Origin of the sequence: Nocardia sp. NPDC059228, from assembly GCF_042754245.1 — a bacterium.
Lineage (GTDB): Bacteria > Actinomycetota > Actinomycetes > Mycobacteriales > Mycobacteriaceae > Nocardia.
This window is the reverse complement of sequence record NZ_JBHZAL010000010.1, coordinates 172,221-193,762: the sequence shown is the minus strand read 5'-3', so window position 1 is coordinate 193,762 and position 21,542 is coordinate 172,221. Positions and strand designations below refer to the sequence as shown.

At 68.5% G+C, this 21,542-nt stretch carries 1 protein-coding gene; it reads left to right on the top strand.

Going from position 1 to position 21,542, the window contains the following annotated elements; all coding sequences use genetic code 11:
• The first annotated feature begins 34 nt into the window (after nucleotides 1-34).
• Nucleotides 35-21,391, top strand: a complete 21,357-nt coding sequence (locus ACFXKA_RS18310) for an SDR family NAD(P)-dependent oxidoreductase (RefSeq protein ID WP_379428136.1) — start codon at nucleotides 35-37, stop codon at nucleotides 21,389-21,391.
• Nucleotides 21,392-21,542: the final 151 nt, after the last annotated feature.

Here is a 21,542-nt window from a genome sequence, read left to right as displayed (position 1 = left end):
AGTCACGCTGACCTTAGGAAGAGCTAGCACACTAATGACGAAGCCCGAAGACAATACTCAGAAGCTCGCTCAGGCATTGCGCGTCTCGCTCAAGGAGACGGAGCGGTTGCGCGCCCGCAATCGCAAGCTCGATGCGGCTCTTCGCGAACCGATCGCGATTGTGGGTATGGCCTGCCGGTATCCGGGTGGGGTCAGTTCGCCTGAGGAGCTGTGGAATCTGGTCGCGGAGGGGACGGACGCGACCTCGGAGTTCCCCGGCAATCGTGGCTGGGATATCGATCGCCTCTACGACGCGACCGGGGAGACACCGAACAGCACCTATACCCGCGCGGGCGGATTCCTGCATTCCGCAGGTGAATTCGACCCCGCGTTCTTCAACATCAGTCCCAATGAAGCCGCGCTCATGGATCCGCAGCAGTTTCTGCTGCTGGAGACCTCATGGGAGGCGTTCGAACGGGCCGGTGTCGACCCCGGCTCACTGAAGGGCAGCCGGACCGGCGTGTGGGTCGGCATGATGTACCACGACTATCCGGCCAATGCGAATTCGGGATCCATTGCCTCCGGCCGGGTCTCGTATGTGTTCGGCCTGGAAGGGCCGTCGGTCACCGTGGACACGGCGTGCTCGTCCTCATTGGTGGCAATGCATTCCGCGGCGGCCTCGCTGCGGTCGGGGGAGTGCGATCTGGCGCTGGCCGGTGGTGTGGCAGTGATGGCCACGCCGGAGACCTTCGTGGAGTTCAGCCGTCAGCGGGGTTTGTCCCCGGATGGTCGGTGTAAGTCCTTCTCCGACACGGCCGATGGGGTCGGCTGGTCCGAGGGCGTCGGTGTGCTGGTGTTGGAGCGACTCTCCGACGCCCAGCGCAACGGCCATCAGATTCTCGCGGTGATCGCTGGTTCGGCGGTGAATCAGGATGGCGCGTCGAATGGTTTGACCGCACCCAACGGTCCCTCGCAGCGACGGGTCATCCGCCAAGCTCTGACCAATGCGGGGGTGTCCCCGGCGGAGGTGGATGTCGTCGAAGCCCACGGCACCGGTACGACGCTGGGTGATCCGATCGAAGCCCAGGCGCTGCTGGCGACATACGGGCAGGAGCGTGACGCGGACCGTCCGTTGTGGTTGGGCTCGCTGAAGTCCAATATCGGTCACGCCCAGGCCGCGGCGGGTGTCGGTGGTGTGATCAAGATGGTCATGGCGATGCGCCACGGCGTGCTGCCCAAGACCCTGCATGTGGATCAGCCCTCCACGAAGGTGGATTGGTCCGAGGGCCATGTGCGTCTGCTGACCGAGGCGGTGGCGTGGCCGGAGGTGGATCGTCCGCGTCGTGCCGGTGTGTCCTCTTTCGGTATCAGCGGCACCAACGCACACGTCATCGTGGAGCAGGCCCCGGTGACCGAGCCTGTGGTGGATCAGGTGCCGGCGGTGCAGACCGTCCCGGCCGGTGGTCTGCTCCCGTGGGTGGTTTCGGCACGCACCGGCGAGGCTCTCGCCGGTCAGGCTGTTCGCCTGACATCGCATGCGGCCGACCATGATCCGATCGATCTCGGTTTCTCGCTGGCGTCCACACGTACTGTTTTCGAGCATCGCGCAGTTGTGATGGCCGAGGACCGCGATGGTCTCCTCGCAGGAGTCGGGGCGCTGGGCCGCACCGAAACCACTCCCGGCGTCGTGACCGGTCGCGTGGGGGCGGGTTCGACCGGTGTGGTGTTCTCGGGTCAGGGTGCGCAGTGGGCCGGTATGGCTACCGAACTGCGTGCGGCGTACCGGGTGTTCGCCGAGGCGTACGACGCGATCGTCACTGAGCTGGATCCGCTGCTGGGGCAGTCGGTTTCGTTGAGCGAGGCGTTGGCGAGCGCCGATCTGGTTGATCGGACAGTGTTTACGCAGGCGGGTTTGTTCGCGTTCGAGGTGGCGTTGTTCCGTCTGCTCGAATCCTGGGGCGTGCGTGCGGATGTGGTGGCGGGTCATTCGATCGGTGAGGTGGCTGCCGCGCATGTGGCCGGGGTGTTGTCTCTGGCGGATGCGTGTGTGCTGGTAGCGGCGCGTGGCCGGTTGATGCAGGCGCTGCCCACTGGCGGCGCGATGGTCGCTGTCGGTGCCTCCGAGGCCGATGTGCTGCCCCTGCTGGTGTCCGGTGCTGTGTCGGTCGCGGCGGTGAATGGTCCTGCGTCGGTGGTGCTCTCCGGTGTCGAAGACGCCGTCGCCGCCGTTGTCGAGGCGTGCGCCGAGCGTGGTTGGCGTACACACAAGCTGCGGGTGTCGCATGCATTCCATTCGGCCCTGATGGAACCGATGCTGGCCGAGTTCGCCACGGCGATAGCGGGTTTGGCGTTCGCTCGTCCCACCGTCCCGTTGGTGTCCACGGTCACCGGCGCCCGGATCACCGACGAAATGATCGATCCGTCGTATTGGGTCGGTCAGGTCCGCGACACCGTGCGGTTCGCCGATGCGGTTGCCGCGATGGCGAATTCGGGCGTGTCCCGGTTCGCCGAGGTCGGACCCGACGCCGTGCTCACCCCCATGATCGCCCAGACGCTCGACGACGCCGCCACGGTGGTGGCCTTGGCGCGCCGAGATCGCGCAGATTCGTTCTCCGTGCTGTCCAGCGTGGCCGGGCTGTTCGTATCCGGAGCCGACGTCGACTGGGCCGGCTTCTATGCCGACTCCGGAGCTCAGCGAATCGACCTGCCCACCTACGCATTCCAGCATCGGCGCTTCTGGATTGCGGCAGGCGCCGTCGGTGGCGATGCCCGGGCGATGGGTCTGGCGGCCACCGGACATCCCCTGGTCCCGGTGATGGTGTCGCAACCGGACTCCGACGCGGTCACCCTCACCGGCCGACTGTCGGCGCAGACGCATCCATGGCTGACCGATCACCGGGTGATGGACACCGTGCTGTTCCCCGGCACCGGTTTGGTCGAACTCGCCCTGCAGGCCGGTGAGCAGGCCGGCTGCTCGACCCTCGAGGAGTTGGTCCTGCGGGTGCCGCTGGTGCTGCCGGAGTCGGCAGGCGTCGCGGTGCGCGTGGTGGTCGGTGCCCAGGACGCCGCAGGCCGACGCGGAGTGCGGGTCTACTCCTGCCCCGATGACGGCGTCGATGCGGTGCCGTTGTGGACATTGAACGCCGAAGGCGTGCTCGCATCGGGATTCGACAGCGCGCCAGCGGATTTGGCGCAGTGGCCGCCCGCCGGCGCCACCGCCGTCGAAATCGACGGTGTCTACGACTCCCTCGATGCGCAGGGCTACCACTACGGTCCGGTGTTCCAGGCACTGACCTCGGTGTGGCGCGGCACCGACGGCGTGCTCTACGCCGAGGTCGAGCTGCCGGAGCAGGCCCGTCCGGACGCCAAGCGGTTCGGCGTGCATCCGGCGCTGCTCGATGCCGCCCTGCACGCCCTGCGCTTCGCCGATGGCATGCCCGCGGAGGGCGCCGGGCTGGCCTTGCCGTTCGAGTGGTCCGGCGTCGCCGTGCACGCGACGGGAGCGGGCGCGCTGCGCGTCCGGCTCACCCGCGTCGGCGAGCACGCGGTCACCCTGGATCTGGCGGACCCGACCGGCACCCCGGTGGCGACGGTGCGGCAGCTGGCTTCCCGGCCCATCGATCCCGCGCAGCTCACGGGCGGCGCATCCGCGGTCGGCACTGCGCTGTTCCAGATCGGCTGGGCGCCGATCTCGATCGGCGCGGCCGAAGTCGGCGCGGTGTCCTGGGCGGATCTCGCTGACGAGGTTCCGGCCGCGGTCGTGTTCGATTGCCCGGAGGGCAACGACCCCGCGGTCATCCACGCCGCGACCCATGCAGCTCTCGCGGTGGTTCAGTCCTGGATCGCCGATTCTCGGTTCGCCGAGTCGACGCTGGTGGTTCGGACCAGTGGAGCGGTATCGGTTGCCGGGGAGGGTATTACGAACCTGGCCGGTGCTGCAGTCGGCGGCCTGGTTCGCTCCGCGCAGGCGGAGAACCCCGGCCGGATCGTATTGGTGGACACCGACTCCGTGCTCGACGGGCTGCTGGGCGGGATTCTCGCCGCGCAGGAACCACAGGTGGCCGTGCGTGCCGGGCAGGTACACGGTGCGCGACTGAGCCGGGCCACCGCGGCGACCGCCTCGGCGACCGATCCCTTCGATCCGGACGACACTGTTCTGATCACCGGTGCGAGTGGTCTGCTCGGCGGACTGTTCGCCCGGCACCTGGTCGATACCCATGGCGTGCGTCGCCTGTTGCTGCTGAGCCGACGCGGCGAGGCCGCTCCCGGCGCCGCGGAGTTGCGCACGGAGCTACAGCGGCTCGGCGCGGAGGTCGAGTTCGTCGCGTGTGATGTCGCCGATCGCGACGCGCTCGCGCAGGCGATCGCGACTGTGCCTGCCGCACACCCGCTCACCGGCGTGTTCCATATGGCCGGCGCCCTCGACGACGGCGCTGTCGCCTCGTTGACCCCGGCCCGGATGGATGCGGTGCTGGGCCCCAAGGTCGATGCCGCCCTGCACCTGCACGAACTCGCCGCCGATCTGCCGCTGAAAGCGTTCGTGCTGTTCAGCTCGGTCGCCGGTGCGTTCGGCAATGCCGGACAGGGCAACTATGCCGCGGCCAATGCGTGCCTGGATGCGCTCGCGGCACTGCGCAGGACCTCGGGCAGCCACGGGCAGTCCCTGGCCTGGGGTCTGTGGGACGGAGGCATGGCCGGGCAGCTCAGCGACGCTGACCTGCACCGCATTTCGCGTTCGGGCCTGCTGCCGCTGTCGCAGGACCAGGGCCTGGCGCTGTTCGACGCCGCCACCGCGAGCGACGTGACCGCCCCGGTCCTCGCCCGCCTGGACCTGGATAGCCTGCGGGGCACCGAATTCGCCGTGCCCGCACTGTTTTCCGGCTTGATCCCGGCTCGCCGCAGAGCGGCCTCTGGTGCGGCGACGCCATTGCGTGCTCGTCTGGCCGGCACTCCCGACAGCGAGCGTTTCGGTGTGCTCGTGGAGATCGTGCGCGGTCAGGTCGCGGCGATTCTCGGTCATCAGAACACGAACGCGATCGCGGCGGACAAGGCCTTCGGCGAGCTGGGCTTCGACTCGATCACCGCTGTCGAGTTCCGCAACGCCCTCAAAGCCGTCACCGGCCTATCGCTGCCCGCGACACTGGTATTCGACTACCCGACACCGCAGGCGCTGGCGAGATATCTGGCCGACGAATTCACCGGCACCGGCCGGGAGGCCGAGGTGACCGCCAGCGCGGCCGTCGACGACGAGCCGATTGCGGTGGTAGCGATGAGCTGCCGCTATCCGGGCGGCGTCGCCTCACCGGAAGACCTGTGGAATCTGGTCACCTCCGGCATCGATGCCACCGGCGAGATGCCGACGGATCGCGGCTGGGATATCGAGGGCATCTACGATCCCGAACCCGGTCACGCGGGCAAGACGTACACCCGTCAGGGCGGATTCCTGTACTCCGCAGCTGAATTCGACGCGGAATTCTTCGGTATCAGCCCCAACGAAGCCGCGATGATGGATCCTCAGCAGCGGTTGCTGCTGGAGGTCTCGTGGGAGGCATTGGAGCGCGCCGGTGTGGATCCGGTGGTGCTGCGCGGCAGTTCGACCGGTGTCTTCACCGGCATGATGTACCACGACTACGCGCAAGGTACCGGGAACAACGCAACCGGGAGCTTGGTCTCGGGCCGGGTCTCGTACGTGTTCGGCCTCGAAGGCCCCGCGGTCACCGTGGACACGGCCTGCTCGTCGTCCCTGGTGGCCATGCATCTGGCGGCGCAGTCGCTGCGGTCGGGTGAATGTGACCTGGCGCTGGCCGGTGGTGTGGCGGTGATGGCCACGCCGGAGACCTTCGTGGAGTTCAGCCGTCAGCGGGGCTTGTCTCCGGATGGTCGGTGTAAGTCCTTCTCCGACACCGCCGATGGTGTCGGGTGGTCCGAAGGTGCCGGTGTACTGGTGCTGGAGCGACTGTCCGATGCCCGGCGCAACGGCCATCAGGTGCTCGCGGTGATCGCTGGTTCGGCGGTGAATCAGGATGGCGCGTCGAATGGTTTGACCGCTCCGAACGGTCCGTCGCAGCGCCGAGTGATTCGCCAAGCTTTGGCCAATGCCGGGATCTCGCCGGTCGAGGTCGATGTCGTGGAGGCCCACGGCACCGGTACGACGTTGGGGGATCCCATTGAAGCCCAGGCGCTTCTGGCCACCTACGGCCAAGACCGTGCGGCGGACCGTCCGCTGTGGCTGGGGTCGTTGAAGTCCAATATCGGTCACTCTCAGGCTGCGGCGGGTGTCGGTGGTGTGATCAAGATGGTGATGGCGATGCAGCACGGGGTCCTACCCCGGACGCTGCATGCTGATCAGCCCAGCACCAAGGTCGACTGGTCCGAGGGCCATGTGCGGTTGCTGACCGAGGCGGTGGCGTGGCCGGAGGCAGATCGTCCGCGTCGTGCGGGTGTGTCGTCCTTCGGTATCAGCGGCACCAACGCGCACCTCATCGTCGAGCAGGCCCCGGTAGCTCCGGTGGCGGAGTCGGTGCCGGTGGTCGAGACCGTTCCGGCGGCGCTGCCGTGGGTGGTTTCGGCGCGCGGTAGTGACGCTCTCGCCGGCCAGGCTGCCCGTTTGGCATCGTCCGTGGGCGAACACGATCCGATCGATATCGGTTTCTCGCTGGCGTCCACGCGCACTGTGCTCGAGCATCGTGCTGTCGTGGTGGCCGAGGGCCGGGAAGGTCTCCTCGCGGGACTCCGGTCGTTGGCTGCGGGTGTGCAGGTCCCCGGTGTGGTGACCGGTCGTGTGGTGTCGGGTTCGACGGGTGTGGTGTTCTCGGGTCAGGGTGCGCAGTGGGTCGGTATGTCTGCCGAGTTGCGTGCGGCGTATCCGGTGTTCGCCGAGGTGTTCGATGCGATTGCCGCCGAGCTGGATCCGTTGCTGGGGCAGCGGGTTTCATTGAGCGGGGCGTTGGCGGACGCCGATCTGGTTGATCGGACGGTGTTCGCGCAGGCGGGTTTGTTCGCGTTCGAGGTGGCGTTGTTCAGGCTGCTCGAATCGTGGGGCGTGCGTGCGGATGTGGTGGCGGGTCATTCGATTGGTGAGGTGGCTGCCGCTCATGTGGCGGGTGCGTTGTCTCTGGCGGATGCGTGTGTGCTGGTGGCTGCGCGTGGCCGGTTGATGCAGGCTTTGCCCGCCGGTGGGGCGATGGTCGCGGTTGGTGCTTCCGAGTCCGATGTGTTGCCGTTGCTGGCCGGTGAGGTGTCGATCGCGGCGGTCAACGGCCCGTCGTCGGTCGTGTTGTCCGGTGTCGAGGACGACGTCGTGGCTGTTGCCGATCGTTGCGCCGAGCAGGGTTGGCGCACTCACCGGCTACGTGTCTCGCATGCTTTCCATTCGGCGTTGATGGAGCCCATGCTGGCCGAATTCGCCTCGGCGATCGAGGGTTTGGCCTTCTCCAGCCCGAGCATCCCGCTGGTGTCGACCGTGACCGGCGCTCGGATCGTCGACGAGATGCGTGCTCCCTCGTACTGGGTGGAGCAGGTCCGAGAATCGGTGCGCTTCGCGGATGCCGTTGTGGCGATGGCTGATTCGGGCGTGTCCAGGTTCGCCGAGGTCGGTCCCGATGCGGTACTGACCCCCATGATCGCCCAGACCCTCGATGACGGCGCCGCCGCCGCGGTCGCGTTGGCCCGTCGCGATCGGGCCGATGCGCCGACACTGCTGGCCGGAGTGGCCGCGTTGTTCGTGACCGGCGCCCAGGTCGATTGGGCCGCTCTGTACACCGGTTCCGGTGCTCGGCGAATCGACCTGCCCACCTACGCTTTCCAGCGTCGGCGCTATTGGATGGCCCCGACGTCCACCGGTAGCGGCGACGCCCGGTCGATGGGTTTCGTGGCCAGCGGGCATCCGCTGGTTTCGGCCGTGGTCGCGCAGCCGGATTCCGAGGTGGTCACGCTCAGCGGCCGTTTGTCGGCCCAGACCCAGCCATGGCTGGCCGATCACAAGGTCATGGACACTGTCCTGCTGCCCGGCACCGGACTGGTCGAACTCGCCCTGCAGGCCGGAGAACACGTCGGCTGCCCGACCCTGGACGAGCTGGTCCTGCAAGCGCCGCTGGTGCTTCCGGAGTCGGCCGGGGTCGCGGTGCGCGTGGTGGTCGCTGCCCCGGACGGCGCGGGTCGGCGCGGCGTGCGGATCTTCTCCTGCCCCGACAGTGGCGTGGATTCCGCGTCGTCGTGGACATTGAACGCCGAAGGTGTGCTCGCGCCGGACGAGGCGGCGGCGGATTTCGATCTCGCCGCATGGCCGCCGATCGGCGCGCAGCCGATGGATATCGACGGCGTCTACGACGAGCTGTTCGATCTCGGATACGGCTACGGCCCCCTGTTCCAGGGTTTGCAGGCCGCATGGCAGCGCGACGGAGAATTGTTCGCCGAGGTCGCGCTACCGGATCCGCAGGAAGCCAACGGTTTCGGCATCCATCCCGCATTGTTCGACGCCGCTCTCCATGCCGGAATCGTGCACGGCCGTCGCAACGGCGGCGGTGATTCGCCGGTGCTGCCCTTCACCTGGAACCGGGTGGCGCTGCACGCGGTCGGCGCTGCCGCAGTGCGGGTGCGTATCGCGCTGCAGGACAATAGGTTTGCCGTCCAGCTTGCCGACGAGCAAGGGCAACCGGTGTTGTCGGTGGATGCCCTGGTCTCCCGGCCGGTGTCGGCCGAGCGGCTCGGCGGCCGGCCAGCGTCGGAAGCCCTGTTCGGTGTGGACTGGGTCGCCGCCGGGTTGTCGGACGGGGTGACGGTCGAACCGGATCGGATGGCGTTCCTCGGTTCTGATCGGGGCGCTGACGAGGTGCCCGGCCACCGTGATCTCGCGGCGTTGATCGCCGATCTGGATGCGAATCCCGATGCGGTTGTCCCTGAGATCGTCTTGCTGGACTGCCCCCGCGGTGACGGCCCCGAGCCGGAGGCCGCACGGGAGGTTGTCACCGGCGTCCTGGATACCGTTCAGCGCTGGCTGGCCGAATCTCGTTTCGCCGGTTCCCGTTTGGTGGTGCTCACCAGGCAGGCGGTGACCGTCGCGGACGTGGATCAGGTGCGGCTGGATCAGGCCCCGGTGTGGGGGTTGGTGCGGGCAGCGCAGGCGGAGCACCCGGGTCGTTTCCAGCTTCTCGATCTGGATGACAACGGTGAACTGCTCGCCGCCGCGACCGCGGTCGCCGCTGTCGCGTCGGAACCCGAGGTCGCACTGCGCGGCACGAGCGTGCTCGTGCCGCGTTTGAGTCGCCACGCTTCGGGCACGATTGTTCGATCGGCAGCGTCGGGCACGGTGCTGATCACCGGCGGCACCGGTGGTCTCGGTGCGGTGATCGCCCGCCATCTGGTGACCGAACACGGTGTGCGCCAACTGCTTCTGACCGGTCGCCGTGGCCCGGATGCGCCGGGAGCCACCGAGCTTCGGGACGAACTCGTCGAGCTCGGCGCCGAGGTCACCATCGCCGCGTGTGACGTGTCCGATCGAGACGCGCTGGCCGCCCTGCTCGAGACCATCTCCGGCCAGCACCCCCTGGCCGGAGTGATCCACGCGGCCGGAACCGCCGACAACGGCCTGATCGAATCGATCACGCCCGACCGCATCGAGCAGGTGTTCCGGCCCAAGGTCGACGCCGCGTGGCATCTGCACGAACTCACCCGCGACCGGTCGCTGGAGTTGTTCGTGCTGCTGTCGTCGGCGGGTGGCCTGGTACTGGCCGCCGGCCAAGCGAACTACGCCGCCGCGAATGTCTTCCTGGACGCCCTCGCCGCCCACCGTCGCGGCCTGGGATTGCCCGCGACATCCATCGATTACGGGTTGTGGGCGCGGTCCACCGCGCTCGGCGCCGAGCTGTCCGAGAGCGACTTCGACCGGATGCGGCGGCAGGGCTACCCGCCACTGACCGAGGCCGAGGGCCTGGCACTGTTCGACTCGGCGATCGCCACCGACCAGGCCCAACTGGTCGCGCTGCGAGTCGATCCGGCCATCCTGCGAGCCCAGGGCGAGCGGATCCCGGCGCTCCTGCGCGCGGTCGTCCCGACGCCCGTGCGCCGCCACACTCGCAGCGCGGCAGGCCAGGCCTTCCTGCGGAAGCTGGCCGGTCTCTCCGACAGCGAGCGCGACAGCGCGCTGCTCGAACTCGTCCGGTCCACTGCCGCCGACATTCTCGGGCACGCCTCCATGGCAGCTGTCGAACCCCAGCAGGCCTTCCAGCAGCTCGGTTTCGACTCGCTCAGCGCGGTCGAGTTCCGCAACAAACTCAATACCGCGACCGGCCTGCAACTACCGGCCACCCTCGTCTTCGACTACCCCAATCCGCAGGTCGTCGCGGAGTTCATCGGTTCGCAGCTCACCGGCGCCGGAGCCGTCGAAGAACTCGCGACCAGTCGAGTTCGGGCCGACGACGAGCCGATTGCCGTGGTGGCGATGGGATGTCGCTATCCGGGTGGCGTCATGTCGCCGGAGGATCTGTGGAGCCTCGTCGTCTCGGGTGCCGACACCACCGGTGAGCTGCCGGTGGATCGTGGCTGGGACATCGACGGCATCTACGATCCCGAGCCCGGCAAGGTAGGCAGGACCTACACGCGCCGGGGCGGATTCCTCTACTCCGCAGCGGAATTCGATGCCGAATTCTTCGGTATCAGCCCCAACGAAGCCACGATGATGGACTCCCAGCAGCGATTGCTGCTGGAGGTCTCGTGGGAGGCATTGGAGCGCGCCGGTGTGGATCCGGCAGTGCTGCGCGGCAGCTCGACCGGTGTGTTCACCGGCGTGATGTACCACGACTACGCCCAGGGAACCGGGACCGGAGCCAGCACCGGCGGCAGTCTGGTCTCGGGCCGGATCGCTTACACGCTGGGATTGGAGGGCCCGGCCGTCTCGGTCGACACGGCGTGTTCGTCGTCGCTGGTGGCGCTGCATCTGGCGTCGCAGTCGCTGCGGTCGGGGGAGTGCGATCTGGCATTGGCCGGTGGTGTCGCTGTGATGGCCACCCCGGACATGTTCCTCGAGTTCAGTCGTCAGCGCGGGCTCGCACCGGATGGACGATGCAAGTCCTTCGCCGACGCCGCCGACGGTGTCGCCTGGTCCGAAGGCGCCGGAATGCTGGTGCTGGAGCGACTCTCCGACGCCCGGCGCAACGGTCACCAGATTCTCGCGGTGATCGCCGGTTCGGCGGTGAACCAGGATGGCGCGTCGAATGGTCTGACCGCGCCGAATGGTCCCTCGCAGCGGCGGGTCATCCGCCAAGCGCTGGCCAATGCCCGGGTGACTTCGGCCGACGTGGATGTGGTCGAAGCTCATGGCACGGGAACGACTTTGGGCGATCCGATCGAAGCCCAGGCGCTACTCGCGACCTACGGACAGGACCGCGAGGCGGATCGTCCGCTGTGGTTGGGTTCGTTGAAGTCCAATATCGGTCACGCTCAGGCTGCGGCCGGTGTGGGTGGTGTCATCAAGATGGTCATGGCGATGCGCCATGGCCTGCTGCCGCGAACGCTGCACGTGGATCAGCCCAGTACCAAAGTCGATTGGAGCGAAGGTCATATCCGGTTGCTGACCGAGGCCGTCGCGTGGCCGGACGTTGATCGTCCGCGTCGCGCCGGAGTGTCCTCCTTCGGTATCAGCGGCACCAACGCCCACCTCATCGTCGAACAGGCTCCGGCAGCGGCCCCGGCTCCGGCGACCAAGACCGTCCCGGCCGGTGCAGTGCTGCCGTGGGTGCTCTCGGCACGTACCGCCGAGGCTCTCGCCGACCAGGCTGCCCGCCTGACGTCCCATACGGACGAGCACGATCACGACCCGATCGACATCGGCTTCTCGCTCGTGACTTCGAGGGTGCTGTTCGACCATCGCGCTGTGGTGTTGTCCCCCGAGCACGACGGCCTGCGGGCCGGCACTCGAGCGGTGGGGCGCGGCGAAACGGCTCCGGGTGTGGTATCCGGTCGTGTGGTGTCGGGTTCGACCGGTGTGGTGTTCTCGGGTCAGGGTGCGCAGTGGGTCGGTATGGCTGCCGAACTGCGTGCGGCGTATCCGGTGTTCGCCGAGGTGTTCGATGCGATTGTCGCCGGGCTGGATCCGCTGCTGGGGCAGCAGGTTTCGTTGACTGAAGCCTTGGCCGGTGCCGACCTGGTCGACCAGACGGTGTTCGCGCAGGCGGGATTGTTCGCGTTCGAGGTGGCGTTGTTCCGTCTGCTCGAGTCGTGGGGCGTGCGTGCGGATGTGGTGGCGGGTCATTCGATTGGTGAGGTGGCTGCCGCTCATGTGGCCGGGGTGTTGTCTCTGACGGATGCGTGTGTGCTGGTGGCCGCGCGTGGCCGGTTGATGCAGGCTTTGCCCACCGGTGGGGCGATGGTCGCTGTCGGTGCCTCCGAGACCGACGTTCGGGCGCTGCTGGCGGCCGGTGACGTGTCCGCCGGTGAGGTGTCGATCGCGGCGGTCAACGGCCCGTCGTCGGTGGTGCTCTCCGGCGTGGAAGCTGCCGTCGTGGCTGTCGCCGAGCAGTGTGCCCAGCAGGGTTGGCGGACGCACCGGTTGCGGGTCTCGCATGCTTTCCATTCGGCGTTGATGGAGCCGATGCTGGCCGAGTTCGCTTCGGCGATCGAGGGTTTGGCGTTCGCTAGCCCGAGCATTCCGTTGGTGTCGACGGTGACCGGCGCCCGGATCGGTGACGAGATGTCGGATCCGTCGTACTGGGTCGGTCAGGTCCGGGACACCGTGCGGTTCGCCGATGCGGTGACCGCGATGGCGGGTATGGGTGTGTCCAGATTCGCCGAGGTCGGACCCGACGCGGTGCTGACCCCGATGGTCGCCCAGACTCTCGATGACGGTGCTGCCGCGGTGGTGGCGCTGGCGCGTCGTGGTCAGGCGGACGCGTCGGCCGTGCTGGCTGGAGTGGCCGGGCTGTTCGTGACCGGCGCTCACGTCGACTGGGCCGGCCTCTACGCCGGTACCGGAGCCGAGCGAATCGACCTGCCCACCTACGCTTTCCAGCGCAGCCGCTACTGGATGCTCGACGGCTCCGCCGCCGGCGGTGACGCCCGGTCCATGGGTCTCGCCGCCACCGGACACCCCCTGGCCTCGGTGGTGGTGTCCCAACCGGATTCCGACGCGGTGACCCTGACCGGCCGGCTGTCGGTGCAGGCGCACCCCTGGCTCGCCGACCACACCGTCATGGACACCGTGCTGTTCCCCGGTACCGGTCTGGTCGAACTCGCCCTGCACGCCGGCGAACAGGTCGGCTGCTCGACCCTCGAGGAACTGGTCCTCCAGGTCCCGCTGGCACTCCCGGAGTCCGCGGGACTCGCGGTGCGCGTGGTGGCCGGTGCTCCGGACGAGACCGGCCGTCGCGCGGTGCGGATCTTCTCCCGCCCCGAGGACGGTGTCGATGCGGCGCCGGCGTGGACCTTGCACGCCGAAGGCGTGCTCGCCCCCGGAATCGGCAGTGCGCCTGTCGATCTGGTGCAATGGCCGCCGGTCGGTGCGGTCGCCGTGGACATCGACGGTGCCTACGACTCGCTCGATGCGCAGGGCTACCACTACGGACCGGTGTTCCAGGCGCTGAAGTCGGTGTGGCGCGCCGCGGACGGGCTGCTCTACGCCCAGGTCGAACTGCCCGAGGCGGCCCGTGCCGAGGCGGAGCGGTTCGGTCTGCATCCGGCGCTGCTGGATGCGGCGTTGCACGCGTTGCGTTTTGCCGAGGACACATCGGCGGAGGGCGCCGGGCTGGCGCTGCCGTTCGAATGGTCCGGTGTCACCGTCCACGCGGCCGGCGCCGACGCCCTGCGTGTCCGGCTCACCCGTGCCGGTGAGCACGGCGTTGCCATCGATCTGGCGGACTCGACCGGTGCTGCGGTGGCCACCGTGCGGCACTTGGCCTCCCGGCCGATCGATCCCGCGCAACTGACCACGGGCGCTTCCGTCGCCGGCAATGGGCTGTTCCACATCGACTGGACGCCGATCGCGGTGCGTCCTGCCGAGGTCACCGCGGTGGCGTGGCCGGATCTCGGTGAGCAGGTCCCGCCGGTGGTCGTGCTGGAGTGCCCCGCCGGCAACGATCCGGCCGCCATCCATGCGGCGACGCACGACGTTCTGGAGATCCTCCAGTCCTGGATCGCAGAACGGCGATTCACCGAATCGGTGCTGGTGGTTCGGACCAGCGGCGCGGTTTCTGTTGCCGGGGAAGACATTACGAACCTGGCCGGCGCCGCGGTGGGCGGTCTGGTCCGTTCCGCGCAGGCGGAGAATCCCGGCCGGATCGTCTTGATCGACAGTGACTCCGCACTCGACGGGCTGCTCGGCGGGATCGTGGCCGCGGCCGAACCGCAGCTGGCCGTGCGTGACGGGCAGGTGCACATCGCGCGGTTGGGCCGCGCGGCCGGCACCACGGCGACCGCCGCTCCCGGCTTCGATCCGGACGACACCGTTCTGATCACCGGCGCGGGCGGGTTGCTCGCCGGGATGTTCGCCCGGCATCTGGTCGCGGCCCGCGGTGTTCGTCGCTTGCTGCTGTTGAGCAGGCGCGGCGAATCCGCGCCTGGCGCCGCGGAACTCGGGGCGGAGCTGCGGCAGCTGGGTGCCGAGGTCGAGTTCGCCGCCTGTGATGTCGCCGATCGTGACGCCCTCGCCGAGGTGCTGGGGGGCGTGCCCGCCGATCGTCCGCTCACGGGCGTGTTCCACATGGCCGGTGTCCTCGATGACGGTGCGATCGCGTCGCTGACCCCGGCACGCATGGATACGGTGCTGGGGCCCAAGGTCGATGCCGCGCTGCACCTGCACGAACTCACCGCCGGACTCCCATTGCACGCGTTCGTGTTGTTCAGCTCGGTCGCCGGTGCCTTCGGCAACCCCGGTCAGGGCAACTACGCCGCGGCCAACGCATGCCTGGATGCGCTGGCGGCACACCGCAGGGCTTCGGGTGGAACCGGTAGTTCGATGGCCTGGGGCCTGTGGGACGGTGGCATGGCCGGACAACTCAGTGACGTTGACCGTCAACGCCTTTCGCGTTCTGGCATGCTGCCGCTGTCGGAGGACCAGGGCCTCGCACTGTTCGATGCCGCTCTCGAGATAGACGTGGCGGCTCCGATCCTCGCCCGTCTCGATTTCGAGAGCATCCGCAGCGCGGGCAGCGCCGCGCCGGCGCTCTTCGCGGGCCTCATCCCGGCGCGCCGCAAAGCGGCTTCGGGTGCCTTCACGGCGCTGCGGGCTCGGCTGGCGAACACTGCCGAGAGCGAACGTTTCGATGTGCTCGTGGAGATCGTGCGTGCGCAGGTCGCCACTATTCTGGGGCATCAGAACGTGAACGCGGTCGCGGCGGACAAAGCCTTCGGCGAGTTGGGCTTCGATTCGATCACCGCTATCGAGTTCCGCAACGCTCTCAAAGCTGTCACGGGATTGCCGTTGCCCGCGACCTTGGTGTTCGACTACCCGACACCTCAGGCCCTGGCGAAATATCTGGCCGACGAGTTCGCCGGCACCAGCCGCGACGTCGAGGTGACCGCCAGCAGGGCCGTCGACACGGACCCGATCGCCGTCGTCGGCATGGCCTGCCGCTACCCCGGAGGCGTCACGTCCCCCGAGGAACTGTGGGAACTGGTCCGGGTCGGCGGGGACGCGGTGTCGACCCTCCCGACCGATCGAGGCTGGGACATCACCGGCCTCTACGATCCGGAACCGGGCCGCGCGGGCAAGTCCTACACCCGGGAAGGCGGATTCCTGCACACCGCTGCGGAATTCGACGCGGACTTCTTCGGCATCGGCCCCAACGAAGCCACGATGATGGATCCGCAACAGCGGCAACTCCTGGAAACGACCTGGGAGGCGCTGGAACGCGCCGGTGTGGATCCGGCGGTGTTGCGCGGCAGCTCGACCGGGGTGTTCACCGGCGTCATGTACCACGACTATGCCCAGGGCAGCGGGAACAGCGCGACCGGCAGTCTCGTCTCCGGTCGCATCGCCTACACGCTTGGATTGGAGGGCCCGGCCGTCTCGGTCGACACGGCCTGCTCGTCGTCCCTGGTGGCCATGCATCTGGCGGCGCAGTCGCTGCGGTCGGGTGAATGTGACCTGGCGCTGGCCGGTGGTGTGGCGGTGATGGCCACGCCGGAGACCTTCGTGGAGTTCAGCCGTCAGCGGGGCTTGTCTCCGGATGGTCGGTGTAAGTCCTTCTCCGACACCGCCGATGGTGTCGGGTGGTCCGAAGGTGCCGGTGTACTGGTGCTGGAGCGACTGTCCGATGCTCGCCGCAACGGCCATCAGGTGCTCGCGGTGATCGCTGGTTCGGCGGTGAATCAGGATGGCGCGTCGAATGGTTTGACCGCTCCGAACGGTCCGTCGCAGCGCCGAGTGATTCGCCAAGCTTTGGCCAATGCCGGGATCTCGCCGGTCGAGGTCGATGTCGTGGAGGCCCACGGCACCGGTACGACGTTGGGGGATCCCATTGAAGCCCAGGCGCTTCTGGCCACCTACGGCCAAGACCGTGCGGCGGACCGTCCGCTGTGGCTGGGGTCGTTGAAGTCCAACATCGGTCACTCTCAGGCTGCGGCCGGTGTGGGTGGTGTGATCAAGATGGTGATGGCCATGCGCCACGGCGTGCTGCCCAAGACGCTGCACGTCGATGCGCCCAGCACCAAAGTCGATTGGAGTGAAGGCCATATCCGGTTGCTGACCGAGGCGGTGGCGTGGCCGGAGGTGGATCGTCCGCGTCGTGCCGGTGTGTCCTCGTTCGGTATCAGTGGCACGAATGCCCACGTCATCGTCGAGCAGGCTCCGGTGGTGGATCAGGCGCCGGTGACGGCCGACCGTGCTGATGGGCTGCTGCCCTGGGTGGTTTCGGCACGAAGCGGTGAAGCGCTCGGCGGTCAGGCTGCTCGCCTGGCGTCCCATGTGGCTGATCGCAACCTGAATCCGGTGGATGTCGGCTTCTCCCTGGCGTCCACGCGCGCCGTTTTCGAGCATCGCGCGGTTGTGGTGGCCGAGAGTCGCGATGGTCTGCTCGCGGGCGTGCGGTCGTTGGCTGCCGGTGAGCAGGTCCCCGGTGTGGTGACCGGACGCGTGACGTCGGGTTCGACCGCTGCGGTGTTCTCGGGTCAGGGTGCGCAGTGGGTCGGTATGGCTGCCGAACTGCGTGCGGCGTATCCGGTGTTCGCCGAGGTGTTCGATGCGATTGTCGCTGAGCTGGATCTGTTGCTGGGGCAGTCGGTTTCGCTGAGCGAGGCGTTGGCGGACGCCGATCTGGTTGATCGGACGGTGTTTGCGCAGGCGGGTTTGTTCGCGTTCGAGGTGGCGTTGTTCCGTCTGCTCGAGTCGTGGGGCGTGCGTTCGGATGTGGTGGCGGGTCATTCGATTGGTGAGGTGGCTGCCGCTCATGTGGCCGGGGTGTTGTCTCTGGCGGATGCGTGTGTGCTGGTAGCGGCGCGTGGCCGGTTGATGCAGGCATTGCCCGCCGGTGGGGCGATGGTCGCGGTCGGTGTGTCCGAGTCCGATGTGTTGCCGTTGCTGGCCGGTGAGGTGTCGATCGCGGCGGTGAATGGCCCTGCGTCGGTGGTGTTGTCCGGCGTCGAGGACGATGTCGTCGCTGTCGCTGAGCGGTGTGCGCACAAGGGTTGGCGGACGCATCGGTTGCGTGTTTCGCATGCCTTCCATTCGGCGTCCATGGAACCGATGCTGGCCGAATTCGCCACAGCGATACGAGGTTTGGCGTTCGCCCGCCCTCGGATCCCGCTGGTGTCGACGGTGACCGGTCTGCGGGTGGCCGACGAGATGTCGGATCCGTCGTACTGGGTGCGTCAGGTCCGGGAGACCGTCCGGTTCGCCGACGCGGTCGCCACGGCCGCCGAGCTCGGCGCGTCCAGGTTCGCCGAGGTCGGTCCCGACGCGGTGCTGACCCCGATGATCGCCCAAACCCTCGATACCGCAACCACAATCGCTCTCACCAGACGAGACAACGCGACCCCCGTGACCCTGCTGACGGGCCTCGCCCGTCTGCACGTCACCGGTGCGACGGTGGATTGGACCAGCTACTACGCCGGAGTCGGTGGCACGAAGACCGACCTCCCGACCTACAGCTTCCAGCACCGCCGCTTCTGGGCCACCGGCCCACTGCACACCGGCGAGGCGCACGCGCTCGGCCTGCGGTCCACCGAGCACCCCATGCTCGGCGCGATGGTGGCACAGCCGGAGAGCGGCGGAGTCAGGTTCACCGGCCGCCTGTCCACGGCCACCCATCCCTGGCTGGCCGATCACGACGTGCTCGGCACGGTGCTGCTCCCCGGCACCGGATTCGTCGAGCTCGCCGTGCACGCCGGAGACCAGGTCGACTGCCCGGAACTCGAGGAACTCACACTGCTGGCCCCGCTGGTGTTGCACGGGCATGGCGGAGTACAGATCCAGGTGATCGTCGGTGACAGCGATGAGACCGGTCGCCGAGGGCTCGACATCTACTCGCGCAAGGACGAGGACGATCCGTCGCTCTCGTGGACCCACCACGCGCACGGCACGGTGAGCCCGGGGCAGGAGGCCGGCGGCGACGGCTGGACCGACTTCGTGCAGTGGCCACCGGCCGGTGCCACCGCCGTCCCGTTGGACGGGGCTTATGACGACCTCGCGGAGAACGGGTACCACTACGGGCCCGCCTTCCAAGGGCTGTCGGCCCTGTGGCGTCGCGGGGCGGATCTCTTCGCCGAAGTCGCTCTCCCCGAGCAGACCTCGACCCAGGGCTACGGCGTGCATCCCGCGCTGCTCGACTCGGCCATGCACGCACTGTCCTTCGGCCTTCCCGAGGGCGTGGACGAGCACGCCGAGCGGCCGACCCTGGTGCCGTTCGCGTGGTCTTCGGTGCGTGTGCACGCGGACGGCGCCCGGCGGGTGCGGGTCCGGTTGACCTGGCTGAATCAGGGAGAAGTCACCCTGGCGATGGCCGATTCCGGTGGCGCGCCACTGCTTTCGGTGCGTTCGCTCGCCTTGCGGCCGCTGTCGGTCGAACTGCTCTCGGGGGCGGCCCGATCCTCGCAGGACGCGCTGTACGAGCTCACCTGGCGGCCCGGTCCGGAACTGCGTTCGGCGGCGGGAGTCTCGTGGGCCGAATGGGGCGCGGCGGAGCCGGCGTCGGTCCTGTTCTTCCGACCCCCGGTCGACGGCGACGACGTGCCGGCCCGGTTGCGCACCGCGCTGCACCGCACGCTGGGCGTCATCCAGCAGTTCCTGAGCGAAGAGCGATACGCCGCAACAACTTTGGCGGTGATCAGCGGCTCCGACACCGACCTGGCCGCGGCCGCGGTGTGGGGTCTGGTGCGCGCGGCGCAGGCGGAGAACCCCGGGCGGATCGTGCTCATCGAGGCGCGTGCGGAGACAGCGGCGGATCACTCTGTCGCCGCGGCGATCTCGGGCGAGCCGGAACTGGCCGTCGACGCCGACGGGGCGCGGGTGCCGCGCCTGGTTCGCGCCGCATCGCCCGAACCGGAGCCGCGGGCACCGTGGGATCCCGAACGGACGGTGCTGATTACCGGTGGCACCGGCGGGATCGGTCGCCACCTCGCCGAGCATCTGGTGACCGAACACGGTGTGCGGCACCTGCTGCTGGCCGGTCGTCGTGGACCGGACGCCGTCGCGGATCTGATCGACGAGCTCGGCGCTCTCGGCGCCCGGGTCCGCGTGGCCGCCTGCGATGTCACCGACCGAAATGCGTTGCGGGACCTGCTCGCTTCGATACCCCCGGAGCATCCGCTGGGTGCGGTCGTCCACGTGGCGGGCGTCGCCCACAACGGTCTGGTCGACACCTTGACGCCGGAGCAGATCGACTACTGCCTCGGTGCCAAGGCCGACGCGGCGTGGTATCTGCACGAGCTCACTCACGACGCCGGACTGTCCGCGTTCGTGATGATCTCCTCGGTGGCAGGTTCGATCCTGCCTGCCGGGCAGGGTGGTTACGCGGCGGCCAACGTGTTCCTCGATGCCCTCGCCCTCTTCCGGCGCGCCGAGGGCCTACCGGCCACCTCGCTCGCCTACGGTCTGTGGGACATCGAAACCGGACTGTCGCAATGGCTCAGCCAGGCCGACCGGCTGCGCATGCGTCGACAGGGCATGCCGCCGCTGGCCGCGGACAAGGCGCTCGAATTGTTCGACGCGGCAGTGTCCACGACGCGTCCGGTGCACGTGCCGGTCGAGATCGACCTGGCCGCGCTGCGCGCCCGGGATGCGGTGCCCGCACTGCTCGGCGACCTGGCCAAGCGGGCCGGGCGCCGGCACAGCAGCGGAACACAGGACGCGGGAGCGCTGCGCAGGCAGCTGGCACAGCTCTCGGAGTCCGAGCAGGAACAGTGGCTCCGGACCCACATCCTCGAGAACGCCGCCAGGCTGCTCGGGCACGAGAGCGCCGATGCTCTCGACCCCGAGCGCGACTTCCTCGAGGCCGGGTTCGACTCACTGGCCGCCATGGAGTTGCGGACCGCGCTGAACGCCTCCACCGGCCTGACCCTGCCGACCGCCGCGATCTTCGATCACAAAACGCCTGCGGCACTGGCCCGATACCTGCGGAAGGAGCTCACCACAGCCACCCGAAGCGACAGCGAGCGGGTGAGCGAAGACGACTCGCTGTACGGAATGTTCCGCGGCGCAGTGGAATCCGGGCGGGTCGGCACCGGCTTCGCACTGTTGAATCTGGCGGCGGAGCTGCGCGAGCAGTTCGCGTCGGCGTCCGAACTGGACCAGCTATCGGTGCCGGCGCGAGTCGCCGCGGGTTCGGCTCTGCCGCGGATCATCTGCCTCACACCGCCACTGGCCACCGGCGGCGCGCATCAGTACGCCAGGATCGCCTCGCACCTGCGCACCGCCCGTGAGGTCGTGGCGCTGTCGCCGATCGGCTGCCGGACGGGAGAACCCCTGCCGGCGACGCCGACGGCGGCCTTGGAGGCCCTGGCGCGCAATGTTCTCGAAGCGGCGCAAGGAGATCCGTTCGTGTTGCTCGGGTACTCCTCGGGCGGCCTGCTGGCCTACCTCCTCACCGAACACCTGGAGGCGGTGGGCGGACCCGCGCCCGCGGGCGTGGTCATGCTCGATACCTACCGGGTGGACGATGGCGGCGGCGAATGGCTGCTGCGGGCGATGGCCGAGCACATGGTGTCCAACGAGGCGACCTTCGGCCGCTTCGACCAGGCCCGCTTGTCCGGTATGGGCTGGTATGTCCGGCTGCTCCAGGAGATGGCGCCCGGCCCCGTTGTCACACCGACCTTGTTCGTCCAGTGCGCCCGGTCGTTCCTGGGAAGTTCGGAAGAGCGCGCGGACTGGCAGGCCCAGCCCTGGGACGCAACGCATTCCGTCGTGCCCGTCCAGGCTGATCACTTCACGATCCTCGAGGACGGCTCGGCGGATGCCGCGGACGTGATCGAGGGCTGGCTCGCGGGTTAGCGGCGACGACCGGGTGAGCCCAGGCTCACCCGGTCGTTCTCGCCTGGCGCCCTGTCCGGGAAAGTTGCCGATCCGGCGACGCGTCGGCGGATCGGCCATGAACTCGACGCGACCGATATCGAGCGCTAAGCTAACCGACTAAACAGTCAGT